The organism is Phenylobacterium sp., from assembly GCF_020253645.1.
Classification (GTDB): Bacteria; Pseudomonadota; Alphaproteobacteria; order Caulobacterales; family Caulobacteraceae; genus Phenylobacterium.
Genome location: NZ_JADCBG010000019.1, coordinates 14,426 through 33,242, shown reverse-complemented (window position 1 = coordinate 33,242; position 18,817 = coordinate 14,426). Strand labels below are relative to the sequence as shown.

The 18,817-nt window shown below is 69.8% G+C and carries 20 protein-coding genes; 8 read left to right on the top strand and 12 right to left on the bottom strand.

Going from position 1 to position 18,817, the window contains the following annotated elements:
- Window positions 1-20 precede the first annotated feature (20 nt).
- Entirely contained in the window at window positions 21-773 is a 753-nt protein-coding gene (locus tag INE98_RS01015) for a methyltransferase domain-containing protein (protein ID WP_293535903.1), read from the bottom strand.
- A gap of 72 nt (window positions 774-845) precedes the next feature.
- On the opposite strand from INE98_RS01015, the gene gloB reads away from it, so the two are divergent.
- Window positions 846-1,592: a hydroxyacylglutathione hydrolase gene (gene gloB, locus INE98_RS01010; protein WP_293535901.1), complete on the top strand. Its 747-nt coding sequence runs from the start codon at window positions 846-848 to the stop codon at window positions 1,590-1,592.
- Here gloB and INE98_RS01005 read toward each other — a convergent pair.
- From INE98_RS01005 to INE98_RS00995, 3 genes are read right to left on the bottom strand one after another with little or no spacing between them, the layout of a single operon-like run.
- Window positions 1,589-2,377 (bottom strand): DUF4908 domain-containing protein, encoded by a 789-nt coding sequence (locus tag INE98_RS01005; protein ID WP_293535899.1) that lies wholly within the window; start codon window positions 2,375-2,377, stop codon window positions 1,589-1,591. The two genes, gloB and INE98_RS01005, sit on opposite strands and share 4 nt — an antisense overlap.
- Window positions 2,378-2,425: 48 nt before the next feature.
- Window positions 2,426-3,151 carry a beta-ketoacyl-ACP reductase gene (locus INE98_RS01000; protein ID WP_293535897.1) on the bottom strand — a complete coding sequence of 242 codons (726 nt, stop codon included), beginning with the start codon at window positions 3,149-3,151 and terminating at the stop codon, window positions 2,426-2,428.
- Window positions 3,152-3,188: 37 nt separating this feature from the next.
- On the bottom strand, window positions 3,189-4,364 hold the full coding sequence (locus INE98_RS00995) for an acetyl-CoA C-acetyltransferase (RefSeq protein WP_293535895.1): 1,176 nt from the start codon (window positions 4,362-4,364) through the stop codon (window positions 3,189-3,191).
- 136 nt (window positions 4,365-4,500) lie between these two features.
- Here INE98_RS00995 and phaR point away from each other — a divergent pair, with 136 nt between their 5' ends.
- A complete protein-coding gene (phaR, locus tag INE98_RS00990) occupies window positions 4,501-5,166 on the top strand; it encodes a polyhydroxyalkanoate synthesis repressor PhaR (RefSeq protein ID WP_293535893.1) in 666 nt (221 codons plus the stop codon).
- Window positions 5,163-5,486: a hypothetical protein gene (locus INE98_RS00985; protein WP_293535891.1), complete on the top strand. Its 324-nt coding sequence runs from the start codon at window positions 5,163-5,165 to the stop codon at window positions 5,484-5,486. Before phaR ends, INE98_RS00985 begins: the two co-directional genes overlap by 4 nt.
- A gap of 231 nt (window positions 5,487-5,717) precedes the next feature.
- On the opposite strand, the gene INE98_RS00980 is transcribed toward INE98_RS00985, so the two are convergent.
- Window positions 5,718-6,485, bottom strand: a complete 768-nt coding sequence (locus INE98_RS00980) for a glycosyltransferase family 2 protein (protein WP_293535889.1) — start codon at window positions 6,483-6,485, stop codon at window positions 5,718-5,720.
- Between the two features lie 70 nt (window positions 6,486-6,555).
- On the opposite strand from INE98_RS00980, the gene INE98_RS00975 reads away from it, so the two are divergent.
- Both INE98_RS00975 and INE98_RS00970 read left to right on the top strand, forming a co-directional pair.
- On the top strand, window positions 6,556-8,223 hold the full coding sequence (locus INE98_RS00975; RefSeq protein WP_293535887.1) for a glycosyltransferase family 39 protein: 1,668 nt from the start codon (window positions 6,556-6,558) through the stop codon (window positions 8,221-8,223).
- The gene (locus tag INE98_RS00970) at window positions 8,220-9,125 is read left to right on the top strand and encodes a hydroxymethylglutaryl-CoA lyase (protein ID WP_293535885.1); all 906 of its coding nucleotides are present in this window, start codon (window positions 8,220-8,222) and stop codon (window positions 9,123-9,125) included. Before INE98_RS00975 ends, INE98_RS00970 begins: the two co-directional genes overlap by 4 nt.
- On the opposite strand, the gene INE98_RS00965 is transcribed toward INE98_RS00970, so the two are convergent.
- Genes INE98_RS00965 through cysS form a run of 6 tightly spaced genes read right to left on the bottom strand, consistent with a single transcriptional unit; the run spans window position 9,091 to window position 14,725 of the window.
- Window positions 9,091-10,068 carry a glycosyltransferase family 2 protein gene (locus INE98_RS00965; RefSeq protein WP_293535883.1) on the bottom strand — a complete coding sequence of 326 codons (978 nt, stop codon included), beginning with the start codon at window positions 10,066-10,068 and terminating at the stop codon, window positions 9,091-9,093. The genes INE98_RS00970 and INE98_RS00965 overlap by 35 nt on opposite strands.
- Window positions 10,068-12,008 carry a threonine--tRNA ligase gene (gene thrS, locus INE98_RS00960; RefSeq protein ID WP_293535881.1) on the bottom strand — a complete coding sequence of 647 codons (1,941 nt, stop codon included), beginning with the start codon at window positions 12,006-12,008 and terminating at the stop codon, window positions 10,068-10,070. The genes INE98_RS00965 and thrS overlap by 1 nt, the downstream gene beginning before the upstream one ends.
- Window positions 12,009-12,011: 3 nt before the next feature.
- Window positions 12,012-12,287, bottom strand: a complete 276-nt coding sequence (gene yidD, locus INE98_RS00955) for a membrane protein insertion efficiency factor YidD (RefSeq protein ID WP_293535879.1) — start codon at window positions 12,285-12,287, stop codon at window positions 12,012-12,014.
- Window positions 12,288-12,342: 55 nt separating this feature from the next.
- Window positions 12,343-12,795, bottom strand: a complete 453-nt coding sequence (locus INE98_RS00950; RefSeq protein WP_293535877.1) for an iron-sulfur cluster assembly scaffold protein — start codon at window positions 12,793-12,795, stop codon at window positions 12,343-12,345.
- The gene (locus INE98_RS00945) at window positions 12,792-13,328 is read right to left on the bottom strand and encodes an SRPBCC domain-containing protein (protein ID WP_293535875.1); all 537 of its coding nucleotides are present in this window, start codon (window positions 13,326-13,328) and stop codon (window positions 12,792-12,794) included. The genes INE98_RS00950 and INE98_RS00945 overlap by 4 nt, the downstream gene beginning before the upstream one ends.
- Entirely contained in the window at window positions 13,328-14,725 is a 1,398-nt protein-coding gene (gene cysS, locus INE98_RS00940; RefSeq protein ID WP_293535873.1) for a cysteine--tRNA ligase, read from the bottom strand. Before cysS ends, INE98_RS00945 begins: the two co-directional genes overlap by 1 nt.
- A gap of 138 nt (window positions 14,726-14,863) precedes the next feature.
- On the opposite strand from cysS, the gene folE reads away from it, so the two are divergent.
- Together folE and hisI are read left to right on the top strand one after the other, a co-directional pair.
- Window positions 14,864-15,490, top strand: a complete 627-nt coding sequence (folE, locus tag INE98_RS00935) for a GTP cyclohydrolase I FolE (RefSeq protein ID WP_293515888.1) — start codon at window positions 14,864-14,866, stop codon at window positions 15,488-15,490.
- A gap of 8 nt (window positions 15,491-15,498) precedes the next feature.
- Window positions 15,499-15,927, top strand: coding sequence for a phosphoribosyl-AMP cyclohydrolase (gene hisI / locus INE98_RS00930; protein WP_293535872.1), 429 nt, complete (start codon window positions 15,499-15,501; stop codon window positions 15,925-15,927).
- Between the two features lie 6 nt (window positions 15,928-15,933).
- Here hisI and INE98_RS00925 read toward each other — a convergent pair whose 3' ends face one another.
- On the bottom strand, window positions 15,934-17,598 hold the full coding sequence (locus INE98_RS00925; protein WP_293535870.1) for an alkaline phosphatase D family protein: 1,665 nt from the start codon (window positions 17,596-17,598) through the stop codon (window positions 15,934-15,936).
- Between the two features lie 135 nt (window positions 17,599-17,733).
- Between INE98_RS00925 and INE98_RS00920 the strand changes: the two genes are divergently transcribed.
- Window positions 17,734-18,750, top strand: coding sequence for an RluA family pseudouridine synthase (locus INE98_RS00920; protein WP_293535868.1), 1,017 nt, complete (start codon window positions 17,734-17,736; stop codon window positions 18,748-18,750).
- Window positions 18,751-18,817 lie beyond the last annotated feature (67 nt).

Genomic DNA, 18,817 nt, shown 5'->3' with positions numbered 1-18,817 from the left:
GGAGAACCGGCCGGAAGGGTTCAAGCCCCCGGCGGATCCCGGCCGATGGGCTGGGGGCGTGCGCCGACAGGCGCGCGTCGCCGGTCCGGACGGCGGAGCAAGGCCTGGGAGTGGAGAGGTTGCAGGGTCAGTGTCTGCTTCACGGCCTCCATCAGGATGAGACCGGAAACGGGTGGCCAGAGTCGCGATCCCAGCCGCTCCAACCCCTCCGCCCAACCGGCCAGCAAGGCGACGGGCGGAACATAGAGGGCCCGGGTCCAGCCTGTGGGCTCCAGTCCCGCGTCGCGAAGCCGGCGCGCCAGCTGCCGGCGACTGAACGGTCGTCCGTGTCCGAAGGGAGTCGACTCGAACGGCGCCCAGGATCCGTTCCGTGCGGCTGTCACGGCGATCAGCCGGCCCGCGGGCGCCAGAACCCGGGTCAGCTCCCGAAGCAGGGCTCCGGGGTCGGGGCTCTCCTCGAGGGCGTGGACAAGAAGGATCCGGTCGAAGCGGGCGTTGGGAAAGGGCAGGGCGTCCTCCGCCGCCATGGTCGTCCGGCTCCGTTGAATGTGCGGCCAGGCCTCGGCCCCTTGCCCAGCCGGCATCATGGCGAGAGACCGCGCAACCCGGTCCGAGAGTGCGTCGAGGACCGGAGTGGCGTACCCTGCTCCCAGCACCTCCAGGCCACGGCAATCGCCCCAGGGCTGAAGCACCTGACGGGCGGTCATGTCCCGGGCGGCCTCTCCCAGGGGCGAGGCGTAGAAGGCCGCCAGATCAGAGATGTCTTGCCGCATGACGTGGATTTAGGCCTAGTCGCGGCCGACGGCGAGCCCCGGTGGTTCGGGGCCGGCCCGAGGAAGCAAGCCATGACCCTGACCGTTCACCAGTTTCCCTGCCTTTCTGACAACTATGGCTATCTTGTGCGTGACGATGCGACAGGCCGCACCGCCTGCATCGACACCCCGGACTCCGCCGCCATCCTGGCCGAACTGGCGCGTCTGGGTTGGAAGCTGGATCTGGTTCTGAACACCCACTGGCATGCCGACCATGCCGGCGGGAATGCCGAAGTGAAGGCTGCGACCGGATGCGATCTCCTCGGTCCGGCCGAGGTCTCCGGGCGCTTCCCGGTCGACAGGGTGCTCTCACCGGGCGAGACGGTCCAGCTGGGCGAGACGGCATTCGAGGTCCTGGAGTCCGGGGGCCACACCCTGGGGCACATCGCCTACTTCGTCCCCTCCGCAGGGGCCGCCTTCGTCGGCGACACCCTCTTCGCCCTGGGCTGCGGCCGGATGTTCGAAGGTTCACCCGCCCAGATGTGGTCCAGCCTGCAGCGTCTGGCCGCCCTGCCTGACGACACGCGGATTTACTGTGCGCATGAGTACACCGCCTCCAACGCCCGCTTCGCCCTCGCCGTCGACACGGACCCTGCGGTGAAGGCCCGAGCCGAGGCGGTCTTCGCCGCCCGCGAACGCGGCGAGCCGACCGTGCCCAGTCTCCTGGGGGAAGAGAAGGCCACCAACCCTTTCCTCCGCGCGCCGCAGCTTCGCCCGGGCTTGCCGCCACATGAGGCCTTCGCCGCCCTTCGCGCCGAGAAGGATGTCTTCCGGGGTTAACGGAGTCCGGCTGCGGCCAGGATCCGGTCCGAGGAGGGCCGCCCGGACAATCCCTGGCCGGGGGCGACGGTGATTTCGATGACGCCCTCGCGCAAGTCAGCCCGCGCCTGCCGGCCTTCGATCAGGCGCACCCGTTCCACGCCACCCAGGACGAGTCTCCCGTCCGGCAGGCGGGTCATGCGGATGATGGCCTCGGCGGCGACCATGGCGGCGTCGGCCGTCAGTGCTGAGGAGGAGGGTGAGGCGTCCGCCTCGAAGGGAATCAGCCGCCGCGCAGCCCGGGTGGCCCGGGTGCTGGCCAGGGCCAGTCGCTCCAGGAGTTGCTGCGGGCCAAGGGCGGTCATCCGCAGGGTCTGGCCCCCGCCGGACAGGGCGACGGCCAGGCCCTCCGGTCGCTCGCTGGTGAACACGGTCAGGCCGCCCGTCCGGCTGGCCCTCAGGATCGGCTCCCCCAGGTCGTTCAGGTAGAGGACGTCGCCACGGGGCGCCGGCTGCGGCTTCAGGACCCAGACCTCCGGGCTGCGGTCGAACTTGACCAGGGGCAGCCCCTGGCTGCGGTCGAAGGTGAACCGGACGCCGGTTTCCGAGGCGTACCTCGCCACCGGCGGGCCCCACGCCGGCCCGGCCTGACCCGTGGGCGGACCGAAGAGTGCGCCGCCCGCCATCCTCGACGCCTGCGCCCAGGCCGCAGGCGGTCCGGTCAGGACGGCGCCCGCCGCCAGCCCGGCGAAGAGAAGGCCAAGGCCGCTTCGGCGCAGGAGTTCAGGAGGTCTGCGGGAAGACATCAAGGATGGAGGTTACATGCCGACTGGGGCGGATTTTGGACCTGAGCGTTATCCCGCCATGTACTGGCCGCCGTTGAGCGACAGGGTGGATCCGGTGACGAAGCCGGCGTGCTCGCCCGCCAGGAAGGCCACCATGTCCGCGATCTCCTCGCCGCGACCAAGGCGCCCCACCGGGATCTGGGCGATGATGGAGGCAAGGACGCTCTCCGGCACCGCCTGCACCATCTCGGTGTCGATATAGCCCGGGCAGATGCAGTTGACCGTCACGCCCTTTCGGGCGTTCTCCAGGGCCAGGGCCTTGGTGAAGCCGATCATGCCGGCCTTGGCGGCGGCGTAGTTGGTCTGACCCATCTGGCCCTTCTGGCCGTTGATCGAGCTGATGTTGACGATCCGGCCCCACTCGCGCTCGCGCATGCCCTCGATGACCTGGCGCGTCATGTTGAAGACGGAGTCCATGTTCACCCGGATGACGTCCGACCACTGGGCCGGAGACATCTTGTGGAAGACTCCGTCGCGGGTGATGCCGGCGTTATTCACGAGTATGTCCACGGGCCCGAGTTCGGCCTCCACCGCCCGCACGGCCCGGTCGCAGTCCTCGAAGGAACCCACATTGCCCTTCACGACCATGACGCCGAGTTCGCGGGCGCAGGCCTGGGCGGCCTCCTCATTGCCCGAATAGCCCGCCGCCACCTTCATGCCGTCGGCCTTGAGCCGCTCGCAGATCGCACGGCCGATGCCGCGGGTGCCTCCGGTCACGAACGCCACTCTCGCCATCGCCGCCTCCTCCTGGATTGGATATTCTGAACCCGCGTCAGACCTGTTCGACGCAGAGGGCGACGCCCATGCCGCCGCCCACGCAAAGGGTCGCCAGGCCGCGGGCCGAGCCTGACCGCTTCATCTCATGCAGCAGGGTGGTCAGGATGCGGGCTCCCGAGGCGCCAATCGGATGGCCGATGGCGATGGCCCCGCCGTTCACATTGACCTTGTCGGGGTCCAGGCCCAGCTCGCGCACGACGCACAGGGCCTGGGCGGCGAAGGCCTCGTTGGACTCCACCCTGTCCAGGTCCGCGACGCTCCAGCCGGCGCGCTCCAGGGCCTTCCGGGTGGCGGGGATGGGGCCCGTGCCCATGACTTCGGGTTCGACCCCGGCCTGCGCCCAGGAGGCGATCCGAGCCAGTGGCGTCAGGCCGCGGGCCTTGGCTTCCGCCGCCGACATCAGCACCAGGGCCGCCGCCCCATCGTTGATCCCCGAGGCGTTGGCCGCAGTGACGGATCCATCCTTGTTGAATGCAGGACGCAGGCCGGAAATCCCTTCCAGGGTGACGCCATGGCGAATGAATTCGTCCTGGTCGACCACCGTGTCGCCCTTGCGGCCCTTGATCGTTACCGGAACGATCTCGGCGGCGAAGCGACCAGCCTTCTGGGCGGCCTCCGCGCGGTTCTGCGAGGTCACGGCGAACCGATCCTGGTCCTCCCGGGTGATCTGCCAGCGGGCGGCGATGTTCTCTGCGGTCTGACCCATGTGATAGCCATGGAAGGCGTCCCACAGGCCGTCCTTGATCATGGTGTCCACCAGGGCCAGGTCGCCCATCTTCTGGCCGCCACGCAGCTGTTGGGCGTGGGGGGCCTGGCTCATGCTTTCCTGGCCCCCCGCCACCACCACCCGTGCGGCGCCGTCGGTGATCTGCTGAGCGCCGAGGGCGATGGCCCGAAGGCCCGAGCCGCAAAGCTGGTTCAGGCTCCAGGCCGGCGCCTCGACGGGAATACCGGCGCCAATTGCTGCCTGCCTGGCGGGGCCCTGGCCAGCGCCCGCCTGCAGAACCTGCCCCAGGATCACCTCACTGACATCAGCTGCAGCCACCCCCGCACGCTCCAGGGCGCCGGAGATGGCGATCCGGCCCAGGTCATGGGCGGGAAGGCCGGAAAGGGCGCCGTTGAACGAACCCACCGGGGTTCTGGCGGCCGAGACGATGACAACGTCGGTCATGGCGGTGGGCTCCTTCTGGGTATGGCCAGCCATTCACGCCGGCCGCTTCCATCACCTTTCAGAAGACGCTCGCATCGGCAATACTGCAATGCAATACTGCGCGAGCATGCGAGGAATCGCGCTGGAAGGAACCGGAATGGCCGACTCGAAGGGCGCCAAGGCGGGCGACGGCCCGGTAGTCATCAAGAAGTACGCCAACCGCCGCCTCTACAACACGTCTTCCAGCACCTACGTCACACTTGAGCACCTGGCGGACATGGTCCGTAAGGGTGTCGACTTCGTGGTGTATGACGCCAAGACCAATGACGACATCACCCGTTCGGTTCTCGCCCAGATCATCTTCGACGAAGAGAGCCGGTCCGAGAGCCTCCTGCCGATCCAGTTCCTCCGCCAGCTCATCGGCTTCTATGGCAACTCCATGCAGGCCTTCCTGCCCTCCTATCTGGAGATGTCCCTCGCGTCCTTCGCCGAGCAGCAGGAACGCCTTCGCCACCAGCTGACCGGAGTAGGCCAGCCCGCAGGGCTGGCCGCCTACGAGGAACAGGTGAAGAAGAACATGGCCCTGTTCAGCCAGGCCATGCAGATGTTTTCGCCCTTCGCCTATGGCCGCCCGGAGGGCGCCGCCGGCGCTCCCGCCGCCGCGCCTCAGCCTGTGTCGACGCCCGCGGCTCCGGCAGACAGGGGGTCCGCCCCGGCGGCCGGCCACGACGCGGAGGGCGCCTCCGAGACCGACATTGCGGACCTGAAGCGTCGCATGGAGGAGATGGCCGCCCAGATCGAAAGGCTTGCCGCCGGACGATGACGAAGCCGATCGAGCCGATCCGGCGGACAAGGAGGTCCCGACCGGCCCCCTCGACCCCTGAGGAAGCCCAGGTCGAGCTTCCTGCGCCGACCGCCGGCGCGGGAAAACGGGAGCGCATCCGCCCCCCTTCCGAGGCTCCGCTCGCTGCAGGCGCGGCTGCGCTCAGCGCTCATCTGATCGGCCAGGAGGGCGCCCGTCGCGGCCTTCGGGGGGGCGCGCCAGTGCTGGACGCGGCCCGTGAGGCCTATGAGAGTGCAGAGTGGTCGGGCGGGGCGGATCGGCGCAAGAAGGCCGGACGGAAGGCGCGGATCAAGACCTGACCCTGGACCCGGCTGTTTCGGCCGCCCGGCCGGAATTGCCCCCGCCCGAACGCGAAGACCGATGAAATTCATCATGTATTTCAAGGAATAGAGTCTGGCTCGGGCCTTGCAGGGAGCGCACGGGAATTCCCCCCGGAGACCCTGCATGACCCGCATCGCCACCCGCGCCTTCGAAGTCGCCTTGGTCGTCGTGATCCTTACCGCCTTCACCTGAGGGCGAGTCCGCTGACCTCAGATCTCGGTGACCGGTCCGGGGTTGCGGGCCCGGGACTGGAGCCACATGACGCCCGCGAGATCAGAGGCTGAGGCCCAGAGCCTGCCGAGATTCGTGTACTTGGAGGCTCCGCTGGTCCGGGGACGGTGCCCGACCGGAAGGAACAGGGTCGAATAGCCTTCCCTCTGCATGAGGGCGGGAAGGTAGCGGTGGATGTGGTCGAAGTAGGGCAGGCGCAGGAACGCCTCCCGGCGGAAGGCCTTCAGTCCGCAGCCGGTATCGTTGGCCGTGTCCCTCAGAAGCCGGCGGCGGATGCTGTTGCCAATGCGGGATGCGATCTTTTTGGCGGCGCTGTCCTGGCGCCGGACCCGCTCGCCGCCCACGAGGGCGAGGTCCGGCGGGCCGGCCCGCAGCGCCTCCACAAGCCGGGGCGCATCGGCAGGATCGTTCTGTCCATCCCCGTCCAGGGTGACGATGATGTCGGACCGTGCGGCCAGAACGCCGGTGCGGACGGCGCGACTCTGCCCGGCGTTCGCTGCATGGGCGAGGATCCTGAGGGCGGGAAGGTCAGGCTGAAGGGCGGCGAGCTGCGCTCGCGTATTGTCCCGGCTGCTGTCGTCGACGAACAGGATCTCGATGTCGCGTCCATGGAAGGCGGCGGCGATCTCCCGCGCTAGCTCCGGGGCCGCCCCGGCCTCGTTGAAGACGGGCACAACCACGGAAACCTCCGGTCCGCCCGGAGGCGGCGGAGCTGCGGTCAGGTTCGGCTGAAGGGCGGCATCCATACCCGTTTCTACGATCTTTCGCGTCTCAAGGGAAACGACGCCGCCGCAGGATCATGCTAACCAGCCGTCCATGTGGCTGGCGAACACCATCGACATCTTCCGACGGCCCGGCGGTTGGCGCGGCCCGGCGCTCGCCGCCCTGTTCGCCTTCCTCGCTGGGCTTCCCGGGCTTCTGGCCCTGCCGCCCCTCGATCGCGACGAGGCCCGGTTCGCCCAGGCCACCGCCCAGATGCTCGAGCAGGGCGACTATGTGGTCATCCGTTTCCAGGACCAGCCGCGATTCAAGAAGCCGGTCGGAATCCACTGGATGCAGGCTGCGGTGGTTTCGGCCTTCGGTGACGCCGGCCAGCGGGATATCCGGCTCTACCGCATCCCCTCCCTGATGGGCGCCATGCTCGCCGCCGCCGCCTGCGTCTGGGGCGCTGCAGGGTTCTTCAGCCGGTCGCGGGCCCTCCTCGCCGGCCTGCTGCTGGGGGGAGGGCTTCTTCTCTCCACCGAGGCCTTCATCGCCAAGACCGACGCAATGCTGGCCGGGCTGACGGTCCTTGCCATGGCCGCCTTCGCGCGCCTCTACGCCGAGGCGCGGGGCGGGCCCGCGGCCGGCCGTCACACGGCCCCCCTCATGTGGATCGCCCTGGCTCTCGCATCCCTCGTGAAGATTCCCATCGCCCTGATGGTCGCCGCCCTTGCGGCCCTGACCCTGCGACTGGCCGACCGCAAGCCCCTCACGGTCCGGCCCGTCGGCTGGACCTGGGGCCTGATCCTCTTCGCCGCGATCGTCGGTCCCTGGGCCTGGGCGGTCACCATCGCGACCGACGGCGCCTTCTGGTCGACGGCCATCAGCGGCGATCTCGCCCCCAAGCTGGCGGGAGGCCATGAGAGCCACGGGGCCCCGCCGGGCATGCACGCCCTGGCCGCCCCGCTGCTGACCTTCCCCGGAACCCTCCTTCTTCCGGCCGCAGCCTGGGTCGCATGGCGCCGGAGGGCCGAGCCGGGCGTACGCTTCGCCCTTGCCTGGTTGATCCCCGCCTGGATCGTGTTCGAGCTGACGCCGACCAAGCTTCCGCACTATGTGCTGCCCTGCTACGCGGCTCTCGCCTGGCTTTGCGCCGCCGGTCTCACGGAGGCCGACCGGCCGCTGCCCCGGCGCCTCGGCGCGGCTCTGCACGGCCTCGCCGGCCTCTTGCTGGCGGGCGCCGCCATCTACCTTGCGGTGACCTACGGGAACCTCCCCGCCGCTGTTCTGACGGCTGTCCTCCTGCTCCTGGCCGGAGGCGCGGGCGCGATCCTCCTCCTCCGGGGTCAGGCCGTCCGCGCCCTGCTCTGGGCCCTGCCCCTGGGCGTCCTCGGACATGCCGCCCTGACCGGTCTCCTCGCGCCGGGCCTGAAACCCCTGCTTCTTTCGGAAAGGACGGTCGCCGTGCTTGAAGAGGCCCGGCTTCTCCCCGCCCAGGGGGTTGTGCCCGGTCCGGTCGCCGTGGCCGGCTATGCCGAACCCAGCCTGGTCTTCCTGGTCGGGACCGACACGGGCCAGGGGGGCGCCGAGGACGCCGCCCGGGCGTTGGCCTCAGGGCGCGCCGCCGTCGTCGAGAGCCGTGAACAGCCGGCCTTCCGCGCCGCTCTCGCCCGGGAGGGGATCACGCCGCGCGAGGTCGGCCAGGTCGCCGGCCTCAACTACTCCAATGGCGACGATACCGTCCTGACCGTCTACGCCCCGCCCAGGGAAATCCGCCCGTGAGCCGTTTCATCCAGATCGTCGAGGTCGGACCGAGGGATGGCCTCCAGAACGAGAAGACGACGCTGACCCCGGCCCAGAGGGTCGAATTCATCCGCCGGCTCGAGTCCGCCGGCGCCCGGCGCATCGAGACGGTCTCCTTCGTCAATCCAGCGCGCGTTCCCCAGATGGCCGGGGCCGAGGAGGTCTGCGAGGCCCTGCCCGCCGATCCGCGCCAGTCCCGGATCGGCCTCGTGCTGAACATGCGAGGATGGGAGAGGGCGGTCTCCACCGGCTGCGACGAGGCGAACGTGGTCGTCTGCGCCTCCGACGCCTTCGGGATCCGGAATCAGGGGGCCCCGACCTCGGATCAGATGGCCACCCTCGCCGCCGTGGCCGAGCGGCGCGCAGCGACGGGGGGGCCAAGGCTGTCCGTGACCTTCTCCGTGGCCTTCGGCTGCCCCTTCGAGGGCGAGGTGTCGCCACAGAGGGTGGTGTCCCTGGTGCGGGAGGCGGCCCAGCTTCCCCTCGACGAGATCGCCCTCGCCGACACCATCGGCGTCGCCGATCCCTGGACCGTCCGCAGGCTGTTGGAGGCGTGCCGGGGGGTGGCCGGCGATCGTCGCCTGCGCCTTCATTTCCACGATACGCGCAATACCGGCCTGGCCAACGCCTTCGCAGGCGTAGAGGCCGGCGTGGATGTGCTCGACGCCAGTTGCGGCGGCCTTGGCGGTTGTCCCTTCGCGCCGAACGCCACCGGCAACATCGGCACGGAGGACCTCGTCTACATGCTCGAGCGCGCAGGGTTTGCGACAGGATACGACCTGCCGGCCCTGATGGAGACGGCGGAGTGGATCTGCGCCCTGCTGGGCAAGACCCCGACAGCGTCGGTTACCCGTGCGGGGCTCTTCCCCCGACCCGCCTGAGGCCGTTTTCCGATCGCTGTGCAGGCCTGGCGTCGCGCAGCCGCCAGAGGACGGGCCGGATGACGGCGGCGGCGACAATGAGGGGCGAGATCCCCCAGACCGCCAGCGCCTCGATCCGCGACCTCGCCCGCTTCCGGAAGAAGCGAGCCAGTCCGCGTCCCTTGGCGAACTCCACCCGCAGCGGGTGCGCCCGGCTGGTGTGGCCCACATGCACGACCCTTGCGGCGGGCTGGAAGACCACCTGCCCTCCGGCCTGGCGCACACGCCAGCACAGGTCGATGTCCTCCACGTGCAGGAAATAGCCCTCGTCGAACCCGCCGAGGGCCTCGAAGTCAGCGCGCCGCATGGCGAAGCAGGCGCCTGACACCGTGGGCGCCTCGACAACGCCGGCCGGGGGCGGCTCGTCCTCCAGGTGCACCTCGAACCTGCGCAGGGCGGGCGCCAGCCTTGTCAGGTTCGACAGGCTGAGCAGGGTCGACACGGGCGTGATCTCGCCCCGACGACCGCCCCTCTGCTCCGAGCCGTCGCTGTTCATGATCCGGGCGCCCGCCAGGCTGGGCGAAGGGCGCCCGGCGAGGGCCTCCGAAAGGGCGGTGATTCCCCCAGGACCCAGGAAGGCGTCCGGGTTCAGGAACACGAGCAGCCCTCCCTTCGCAGCCTTCGCCCCCAGGTTGGCGCCGCGTGCGAAGCCTATGTTCCCCTGGCCGGAGATCAGGCGCACCCGGGGGTTCCGGCGCGCCAGCTCCCCGAGCCGGGCGGTGTCTTCCGGCAGGGAGCCGTTATCCACCAGGATGACCTCGGTCACTTCCGGTTGGGCCAGGGCGCTTTCGAGCGACGGGAAAAGGGAGTCGCCCGTCATGTAGACGACAACGATCACCGAGACCCCCCCGTCAGGGTGGGGAGGCGCCCGTGTCACAGCATCCTGGCCCGGACCTTGCGGCATCAGCTCCTCAACGCAGCACGGGCCAGATCCGGCGGGATCGCCTCGCCGGCAAGGGCCGACACCGCTTCGCCCAGGGGCAGGATGGTCTGCCCCTCGGACCCCAGTCGCCGGATCGCCACCGCGCGTCCCTCAGCCTCGCGACGGCCCACCGCGGCGATGACGGGGGTCTTGGCGAGGCTGTGTTCACGCACCTTGTAGTTGATCTTCTCGTTCCGCAGGTCCAGCTCGACCCGAAGGCCTGCAGCTTTCATCTCCGCCGCCACTTCGCGGGCGTACTCGTCAGCGTCGGAGGTGATCGAGGCCACCACCGCCTGGGTAGGGGCCAGCCACAGGGGGAAGGCCCCGGCGTAGTTCTCGATCGCCACGCCCAGGAACCGCTCCATCGAGCCGCAGATCGCCCGGTGCAGCATGACGGGCCTCTGCTTGGAGCCGTCCTCCGCCACGTACTCGGCGTCGAGGCGCTCGGGCAGGACGAAGTCCAGCTGCAGGGTGCCGCACTGCCAGGTCCGGCCAATGGCGTCGCGCAGGTGGAACTCCAGCTTCGGGCCATAGAAGGCGCCTTCGCCGGGCAGGGGCTCGACCTCCATGTTCACCGCCTGGCGGGCGGCCCGGTCGAGCTTGGCCTCGGCGATGTCCCAGACCTCGTCCGACCCCGCCCGGATGTCGGGCCGCAGGGCCAGCTTGACGCTGTGCAGGTCGAGGCCGAAGTCGGAATAGACCGAGTTCAGCAGCTTCACGAACTTCGTCGTCTCCGCCTCGATCTGGTCCTCGCGGCAGAAGATGTGGGCGTCGTCCTGGGTGAAGGCGCGCAGGCGCATGATGCCGTGCAGGGCGCCGGACGGCTCATACCTGTGGCAGGCGCCGAACTCGGCCATGCGCAGCGGCAGGTCGCGATAGCTCTTCTGGCCGAAGTTGAAGATCTGGACGTGCCCCGGACAATTCATGGGCTTGACGGCCAGCTCCTCGCCTTCCGTCGTCTCGCAGGTGAACATGGCCTGGCCGAACTTTTCCCAGTGGCCGGACTTCTCCCAGAGGCCCCGGTCCATGACCTGCGGCGCCTTGACCTCGACATAGCCGTCGGTCTCCAGGCGGCGGCGCATGTAGGCCTCCACCGTGCGGTAGAGGGTCCAGCCCTTGGGGTGCCAGAAGATCATCCCCTTCGCCTCTTCCTGCAGGTGGAAGAGGTCCATGGCCCGGCCGATCCGCCGGTGGTCGCGGCGCTCGGCCTCCTCGATCCGCTTCAGATAGGCCTCGAGGTCCGCCTCGCTCGCCCAGGCCGTGCCGTAGATGCGCTGGAGCTGGGCGTTGCGGTGGTCGCCGCGCCAGTAGGCGCCGGCCAGCTTGGTCAGCTTGAAGGCCTTGCCCACATGCCGCGTCGACGGCAGGTGCGGGCCGAGGCACAGGTCCTTCCAGCTTCCCTGCCGATAGACCGTGATGACCTCGTCCTCGGGCAGGTCCGATATGATCTCGGCCTTGTAGGCCTCGCCGATCTCCCTGAAGTGGGCGATGGCCTCATTCCGGTCCCAGACCTCGCGGACGATCTTTTCGTCCCGGTCGACGATCTCGGCCATGCGCGCCTCCATGGCCGAGAGGTCATCCAGCGAGAAGGGCTCGTCCCGGGCGAAGTCGTAATAGAAGCCCTCTTCGATGGCCGGGCCGATCGTCACCTGGGTCCCGGGGAAGAGTTCCTGCACGGCCTGGGCCAGGACATGGCTGGCGTCGTGCCGGATCACCTCCAGGGCGTCCGGGCTCTCGCGGGTCAGGATTTCGAAGGTCCCGCTGCGGGGCAGGGGGCGGTCGAGGTCCAGCAACTCGCCGTCCAGGCGCACCAGCAGGGCGCGCTTTTCCAGGGACTTGGCGATGGAGGCCGCCACGTCGCGGCCGCTGGCGCCCTCGTCGAAGGCCCTTTTCGAGCCGTCGGGAAAGATGAGTTCGATCATGGTTCAGGTCGTCCGGTTCGGAGACCCGGGGCCCGCCTTGGCGGGGCTATCCGGGCTCCGGGGCGGGACCGGGTCGTAACCCGATCCTCCCCAGGGATTGCATCTGCACAGTCGGCTGGCGGCCAGTCCGGCGCCTTTCCAGGGACCATGCGTGATCAGGGCCTCGGCCGCGTAATCCGAGCAGGTCGGAAGGAACCGGCACTGGCGCCCGATCAGGGGCGAAAGCGTCAGCTTGTAGGCGCGGTGGGCGCCCCTGACGCAACGTTGGTAAATGGTCATGCCGGCTCGCAGACTTGCGACTTAGGCCTGTGCCTATCCCGCGGGGTCCGCAGGATCAAGCCGCGCCGGCGGGGCTAGTTCGCGTTCCGGCCTTGCGGACGGCTTCAAGGGCGGCCTCGAAGGCCAGCAGGGTCGAAGCGTGCCGGGCGGGATAGTCCTTGACCGGGGCGAGCATGGCGAGATCCGAAAAACGTCCTTCAGGCGGCGATCCGCCTTCCTTCAGCATAGAGCGGAAGGCCCTGGTCGCCAACTCCAGGTCCGATTCACTGGCGCCGAGGATCGCCGCGCCGAGAATGGCGGCCGAAGCCTGGCCAAGGGCGCAGGCCTTCACGTCCTGGGCGAAGCGGTTGATCCGGCCCATGGCGTCGAGGCCGACATCGACCCTCACCCGGCTGCCGCAGAGGCGCGAGGTCTTCTCCGCGGAGCCGTCCGGGGCGTCGAGCCGACCCAGGTGCGGCAGGTTGGCCGCCAGGGCGAGGACCTTCGCCGAGTAGACATCGTCGATCATGTGTCCTTCGGCGGCGGGCCGCCCCTGTCCGCCCAGAGTCTCACGGCGTTCGCCGCCAGGGCCTCGTTCATGAGGCGGAACCCTTCCAGGTGGGCGCTGCGGTGGGCCTTGTAATGCGCCTTGGCCAGGAACCCCTGGAAGATCTCGCCGTTGGCGATAATGCAGCCGGTGGGGCTGAGGATGTCGACCTCGATGAACCGAACGGACTTCACCCAGCCGTCAGAGCGGGCGTCGCGCCAGTGAATCTGTTCCAGCGGCACCCATTCCAGAACGACGGGTCGGGCTTCCCGCGGCCTGCGGCCCGGCAGGGCCTCGGTCAACTCCAGCGGCGCGCCGATCCGGATCTGGCCTTGGGCCTGAGGATAGAGGGGATTCCAGCCGCTCCAGCCGTCGACATTGCTCAGCAGCTCCCAGAGGATTTCCGGCGGAGCCTGCACGCCGATCCGGTGCTCGACCTTCAGGGGCAGTGATCCCCCCGGAGGCTTGGGACCTCGGCCCCTCATGCCGAACATGGTCGGCGTCAGCATCGCCATCACGTTCTCTCCTTCAGTCGCCATGTCGCGCCCGTGGCGCTGTCCATGACCTCGACATTCAAGGCGGCCAGTTCGTCTCGGATCTGGTCGGCGGCGGCCCAGTCCTTGGCCGCCCGGGCCTCCGAACGACGGGTCACCAGGTCGTCGATCCGCGTCTTCAGGGCTTCGTCCACCCCGCCCTGGAACCAGGCCTCGGGGTCGCCGAACAGGAAGCCCATCAGACGGGCGGAGGCCAAGAGCCGGCCCTTGGCCTCGGCGCGGCCAGGGCCTGTCGCCGTCTCCAGGGCGGTGGCCAGGCCGAAAAGCTCGGCCATGGCGGCCGGCGTGTTCAGGTCATCCTCCAGGGCGGCCAGGAAGGCCGGGTCCGGACCCGTCTCGGCCGCGTCCACCCCGGCTGCGCGGCGCAGGGCGCCGTAGAGCCTGTCCAGGGCCTTGACCGACTGTGCAAGGAGGTCGCCGGTCCATTCCAGGGGGGCGCGGTAATGGCCGACCAGGAGGGCCCAGCGCAGGGCCTCTCCGGGCGCGGTCTTCACCAGGTCCTTGACCAGGGCGACATTCCCCTGGCTCTTCGACATCTTCTCCTCGCCGAAGTTCAGGAAGCCGTTGTGTACCCAGTACCGGGCGTAGGCGCGGTCCCTGTCCTGGGCGTGGTCGTGGAGGCAGGCGCCCTGCGCCCGTTCGTTCTCATGGTGCGGGAAGAGCAGGTCGATGCCGCCGCCGTGGATGTCGATGGGCAGGCCCAGGGACTGCTCGATCATGGCCGTGCATTCGATGTGCCAGCCCGGCCGGCCAGGGCCGAAGGGGCTGTCCCAAACCGGCTCGCCCGGCTTGGAGGGCTTCCAGAGCACGAAGTCCGCCGGATGGCGCTTGTAGGGGGCCACGTCCACCCGGGCGCCGGCGATCATGTCCTCCATCGGGTGGCCGGACAGGGCGCCGTAGTCGCCGCAGGCCTGGGTGTCGAACAGGACATGGCCCTCTGCAGCGTAGGCCGAGCCGTTCGCGACCAGCCGGCCGATCAGGGCGATGATGGCGTCCATGGTCCGCGTCGCCCGGGGCTGGAGGCTGGGCCTCAGGGCGCCCAACTCGGCCATGTCGGCGTTGTAGGCGGCCAGGTAGCGTTCGGTGATCACGTCGATGGCGACGCCTTCCTCGGCGGCCCTGCGGTTGATCTTGTCGTCCACGTCCGTGACGTTGGCGGCGTACAGCACCGCCGCCTCGCCGTAGGTCGCGCGGAGGAGGCGGAACAGCAGGTCGAACACCACAACCGGCCGGGCGTTGCCGATGTGGGCGTAGTTGTAGACCGTCGGGCCGCAGACATACATCGTCACCCGGGCTGGATCGGCGGGGACGAAGGGCCGCTTGGCGCGGGCCTGGGTGTCGTAGAGCGAAAGCGGCATGGGACGGGCTGGACCTGGCGGAATGCGTCGTGAGGTTGCCCCCGGCGGGGAGGCTCCCGTATACAGTCTGGCCGTCCGGCGGGCCAAGGACTTTGGGGACGCCCCCGACCCGCCGCGCGGCGCGTAAAGGAAGATCCCATGGCCGCTCCCGCCGACTCCAACGCCGCCGCCGTGCCTGCAGGCCTCGAACCCCTGCGCCGCCCGACCCGCGAGGAGGCCATGGAGGCCGTCCGCACCCTGATCGCCTGGGCGGGCGACGACCCCCGCCGCGAGGGCGTGATCGACACCCCCAAGCGGGTCATCGACGCCTACCAGGACTGGTTCGAGGGCTACCGCCAGGATCCCGCCAAGGAGCTGTCCAAGACCTTCGAGGACGTCCAGGGCTATGACGACATCGTCATGCTGCGGGACATCGAGGTGGAGAGCCACTGCGAGCACCACATGGCCCCCTTCCTGGGCAAGGCCTACGTGGCCTACATGCCGACCAACCGGGTCGTGGGCATCTCCAAGCTGGCCAAGGTGGTGACCATCTTCGCCCGTCGCCTGCAGAACCAGGAGACCCTGACCCAGCAGATCGCCAACGCCATCAACGACAGCCTGCGCCCGGCCGGCGTGGCGGTCCTGGTCGACGCCGCCCACCAGTGCATGACCACCCGCGGCCTGCACCACCGGCACGTCTCGACGATCACCACCCAGTTCACCGGGGTCTTCAAGACGGATGATGGGCTGCGTCAGCGCTTCCTGGACTTCGCCAACCGCAGATAGGAGCCGCCATGACCGCCGACTTCCCCGCGGCTCCCTCGGTCGAGGCGCTGGAGACCGGCGACGTCCTGGCCCCCCGCTTCGGCCCCGACGGGCTGATCGCCGCCATCGCCCAGCACGCCGAGACCGGCGAGGTGCTGATGCTGGCCTGGATGAACGCCGAGGCCCTGCGCGCCACCCTGGCCTCCGGCGAGGCCGTCTATTTCAGCCGTTCCCGCCAGGCCCTCTGGAAGAAGGGCGAGACCTCCGGCCAGGTCCAGGTCGTGGAAGAGGTGCGCATCGACTGCGACCAGGACGCCGTCCTCCTGCGGGTCCGGCCCCAGGGCGACGGCGGCGCCTGCCATGTGGGCGCCCGGACCTGCTTCTTCCGGAGCGTGACCGCCGACGGCGCGGGCCTCGTTCCCGTCCCCGGCGCCGGACCGGACCGCGAAGCTGGCTGAGCCGCCTCAGGCCTCCGCGAGCCCCGAGACCCCGTCAGGTCCCGGCGTGAAGGTGAAGGTCTTCAGGACGCGCGTCGTGAAACTGGTGTCCAGGATGGTGGAAACGGCGACCATTTCGGCCTTGCCTTCCGTGCGGCCCAGGGTGAGGAGGACGAAGCCCTTGGCGGCCTGGTTGGAATAGACCACCTCGCGGTTGGTGCGGGCGAAGATCTCGCCCACCGGAATGTCCGTCAGGATATCCCCGGCGCCCGGGCTGGTGACGGCGGTCGTCCCGAACTCGACGGCCACCCGGGTCCCGCCCTCGGGGGCGTCAAAAAGCTCGTTGGCCCAGAAGGCGTGGCTGTCGCCGGAGACGACCACGGCGTTGGCCTTGGCCTTCTGGATGAGGCCGTACAGACGCTGGCGGTCGGCGGGATAGCCGTCCCACATGTCTAGGCCATAGGGCAGACCCAGGCTCGCCATGCCGCTCATCCGTTCGAGGCGCGCCGCCCCTCCCGGCCCCATCCGGGCCATGGCGGCCTCGAGCCGGGCGGGTTCCGTCTCCGCCCTGATGTCGGGTACGCCGACCCGGGCCATGATCACCTCATTGCCGAGGACCTGCCAGGTGCGGCCGGTGCGGACCGAGTTGGCGAGGCCCCGGCGCAGCCAGTCCGCCTGGGCCGGGCCCATCATGCGGCGTTCCGGGTCGGCCAGACGCCAGCGGAAGCGGGCGACATCCGGCTTCCCGTCCGGTCCGTTCAGGTCCACGGCATAGTCGAGCTGTTCGTCCCGGGCGGTGATGCGGGTCTCAAGCATGAAGAGGGTGGCGAGGTCGCCGAACTCGAAGGCCCGGTGGATGGAAAAACCGCCGCCGTCCGGCTCCCGGATCGGCATCCACTCGTAATAGGCCTTGATGGCGGCGGCCTTGCGCCGGTTCCAGGAGCCCTGGTCCGGCTTGTGGTTCTCGGCGCCGCCCACCCAGGCGTTGTTCGCGGTCTCGTGATCGTCCCAGACAACGATCCAGGGGGCCCGGGCATGCGCGGCCTGGAGCTGGGGATCGGTCTTCACCTGGGCGTGGCGGTTGCGATAGTCGGAGAGGGTGACGATTTCGTGGGCCGGGCGGACCAGGCGGTTCAGTTTCCTGCCGGTCTCGGCGCCATATCCGTCGGCCGCGTATTCGTAGATGTAGTCGCCCAGGTGCAGGACGACGTCGACCCGGGGCAGGTCGGCGATGGCCTGATAGGCGTTGAAATAGCCGCCCGGGTAGAGGGCGCAGGAGGCGATAGCCAGCACGGCGTCCTCCACCGGGCCCTCGGGCAGGGTGCGGGTGCGGCCCATGGGCGAGGTCACGCCATTCGAGGTGAAGGTGAAGGTATAGGCCCGGCCGGCGTCCAGACCGCCGACGTCGACCTTGACCGTGAAGTCACGGGACGCCGAGGTGGTTCCCCGACCCGACTTCGCCCCGCCCGCCATGCGGTCTACGGGGTTGAGGCTCCACTCGTAGGAGATGGATCCGGCGGAGGGGTCCATGGGTGTGATCCGGGTCCAGAGTATGACCCGGTCGGCGGTGGGATCCCCGGAGGCCACCCCGTGGTCGAACCGAACCGGGCGGTCCTGCGCCGCTGCCGGCCCGCCGACAGCGGCGGTTCCCGCCCCGAAGAGGGCCAGAGCCCGGCGTCGATCCATGCGCATGTCTGGTGTCTCCCCCCCCAATCGGCCCCGAGGACCGGCGCCTTCCGCGGACGCCCCCCAATAAAGAAGCCTGATGACAGTCCCGTGTCCAGACCGGGGGCCTTGCGCCGGGTGGCGGAAGCGGGAACATGCGGCATGCCCGAGGCTCCGGACCCCGAAGGAATCGACGATGAGGACTCCGGCCCCGCGCCGGGCGGCGACATCCTGGAGGCTGTCCTGCCCGCCGGTGTTCCGGGGCGTCTCGACCGGGCCCTGGCGGACCTTCTGCCCCAGCTTTCCCGGGCGCGCCTGAGGAGCCTCCTGGAGACCGGCGCCGTCACCCGTGAGGGCGCGGTGGTCGCCGACCCCTCCGGGCGGGCGCTCCCGGGGGCCTATCGTGTGAGGGTCCCCGCCCCGGCGCCGGCTGTCCCTGCGCCACAGGACATCCCCCTGGCCATCCTGTTCGAGGACGCCTGCCTCGTCGTTGTCGACAAGCCCGCCGGCATGGCCGTGCATCCCGGACCGGGCGTACCGGACGGAACCCTGGTCAACGCCCTCCTTCACCACTGCGGCGCCTCGCTCTCGGGGGTCGGCGGGGTGGCGCGGCCCGGGATCGTCCACCGGCTGGACAAGGACACCTCGGGCGTCATGGTCGCGGCCAAGACCGACGCCGCCCACCAGGGCCTCGCCGCCCTGTTCGCCGCCCATGACATCGAACGAAGCTACATCGCCCTGGTGCGGGGCGCGCCAGGCCCGCCTGCCGGCGAGATCCGCACGCGGATCGGACGCTCGGCCCATGACAGGATGAAGATGGCGGTGCTGAAGACCGGCGGGCGAGAGGCGGTGACCCATTACCGGACCGAGCGCACCTTCGGACCCACCGCCGCGCCCCTGGCGGCCCGGGTGTCGTGCCGGCTCGAGACGGGCCGCACTCACCAGATCCGGGTCCACATGGCCTCCCTGGGCTGCCCCTGCCTGGGCGATCCTGTCTACGGCTCAGGCGCGCCGGCGGCCCCCGTCCGGGAGGCTCTGGCGGGCGCCGGGCTGACCCGTCAGGCGCTCCATGCGGCGGTGCTGGGTTTCGTTCATCCCGTGACAGGCGAGCGACTGCGCTTTGAATCGCCGATGCCCGCCGACATGGCCGCCCTGGAGATGCGCCTGTCCGATTTGTAACCGGCCCGCCGGCCGCTTCGCCTTGATGCCGCCGTTTTCCTCTCCTAGGTCATTCCCGAGTCGGGAG

What these genes read in the sequence shown, in the direction of transcription:
- INE98_RS01015 (WP_293535903.1), bottom strand. Translation starts at nt 773, where the DNA reads ATGCGGCAAGACATCTCTGATCTGGCGGCCTTCTACGCCTCGCCCCTG.
- INE98_RS00975 (WP_293535887.1), top strand. Translation starts at nt 6,556, where the DNA reads ATGTGGCTGGCGAACACCATCGACATCTTCCGACGGCCCGGCGGTTGG.
- INE98_RS00985 (WP_293535891.1), top strand. Translation starts at nt 5,163, where the DNA reads ATGACGAAGCCGATCGAGCCGATCCGGCGGACAAGGAGGTCCCGACCG.
- cysS (WP_293535873.1), bottom strand. Translation starts at nt 14,725, where the DNA reads ATGCCGCTTTCGCTCTACGACACCCAGGCCCGCGCCAAGCGGCCCTTC.
- phaR (WP_293535893.1), top strand. Translation starts at nt 4,501, where the DNA reads ATGGCCGACTCGAAGGGCGCCAAGGCGGGCGACGGCCCGGTAGTCATC.
- yidD (WP_293535879.1), bottom strand. Translation starts at nt 12,287, where the DNA reads ATGACCATTTACCAACGTTGCGTCAGGGGCGCCCACCGCGCCTACAAG.
- INE98_RS00980 (WP_293535889.1), bottom strand. Translation starts at nt 6,485, where the DNA reads ATGGATGCCGCCCTTCAGCCGAACCTGACCGCAGCTCCGCCGCCTCCG.
- INE98_RS00925 (WP_293535870.1), bottom strand. Translation starts at nt 17,598, where the DNA reads ATGCGCATGGATCGACGCCGGGCTCTGGCCCTCTTCGGGGCGGGAACC.
- INE98_RS00920 (WP_293535868.1), top strand. Translation starts at nt 17,734, where the DNA reads ATGCCCGAGGCTCCGGACCCCGAAGGAATCGACGATGAGGACTCCGGC.
- INE98_RS01005 (WP_293535899.1), bottom strand. Translation starts at nt 2,377, where the DNA reads ATGTCTTCCCGCAGACCTCCTGAACTCCTGCGCCGAAGCGGCCTTGGC.
- gloB (WP_293535901.1), top strand. Translation starts at nt 846, where the DNA reads ATGACCCTGACCGTTCACCAGTTTCCCTGCCTTTCTGACAACTATGGC.
- INE98_RS00950 (WP_293535877.1), bottom strand. Translation starts at nt 12,795, where the DNA reads ATGATCGACGATGTCTACTCGGCGAAGGTCCTCGCCCTGGCGGCCAAC.
- INE98_RS00945 (WP_293535875.1), bottom strand. Translation starts at nt 13,328, where the DNA reads ATGGCGATGCTGACGCCGACCATGTTCGGCATGAGGGGCCGAGGTCCC.
- thrS (WP_293535881.1), bottom strand. Translation starts at nt 12,008, where the DNA reads ATGATCGAACTCATCTTTCCCGACGGCTCGAAAAGGGCCTTCGACGAG.
- INE98_RS01000 (WP_293535897.1), bottom strand. Translation starts at nt 3,151, where the DNA reads ATGGCGAGAGTGGCGTTCGTGACCGGAGGCACCCGCGGCATCGGCCGT.
- INE98_RS00995 (WP_293535895.1), bottom strand. Translation starts at nt 4,364, where the DNA reads ATGACCGACGTTGTCATCGTCTCGGCCGCCAGAACCCCGGTGGGTTCG.
- INE98_RS00965 (WP_293535883.1), bottom strand. Translation starts at nt 10,068, where the DNA reads ATGCCGCAAGGTCCGGGCCAGGATGCTGTGACACGGGCGCCTCCCCAC.
- hisI (WP_293535872.1), top strand. Translation starts at nt 15,499, where the DNA reads ATGACCGCCGACTTCCCCGCGGCTCCCTCGGTCGAGGCGCTGGAGACC.
- folE (WP_293515888.1), top strand. Translation starts at nt 14,864, where the DNA reads ATGGCCGCTCCCGCCGACTCCAACGCCGCCGCCGTGCCTGCAGGCCTC.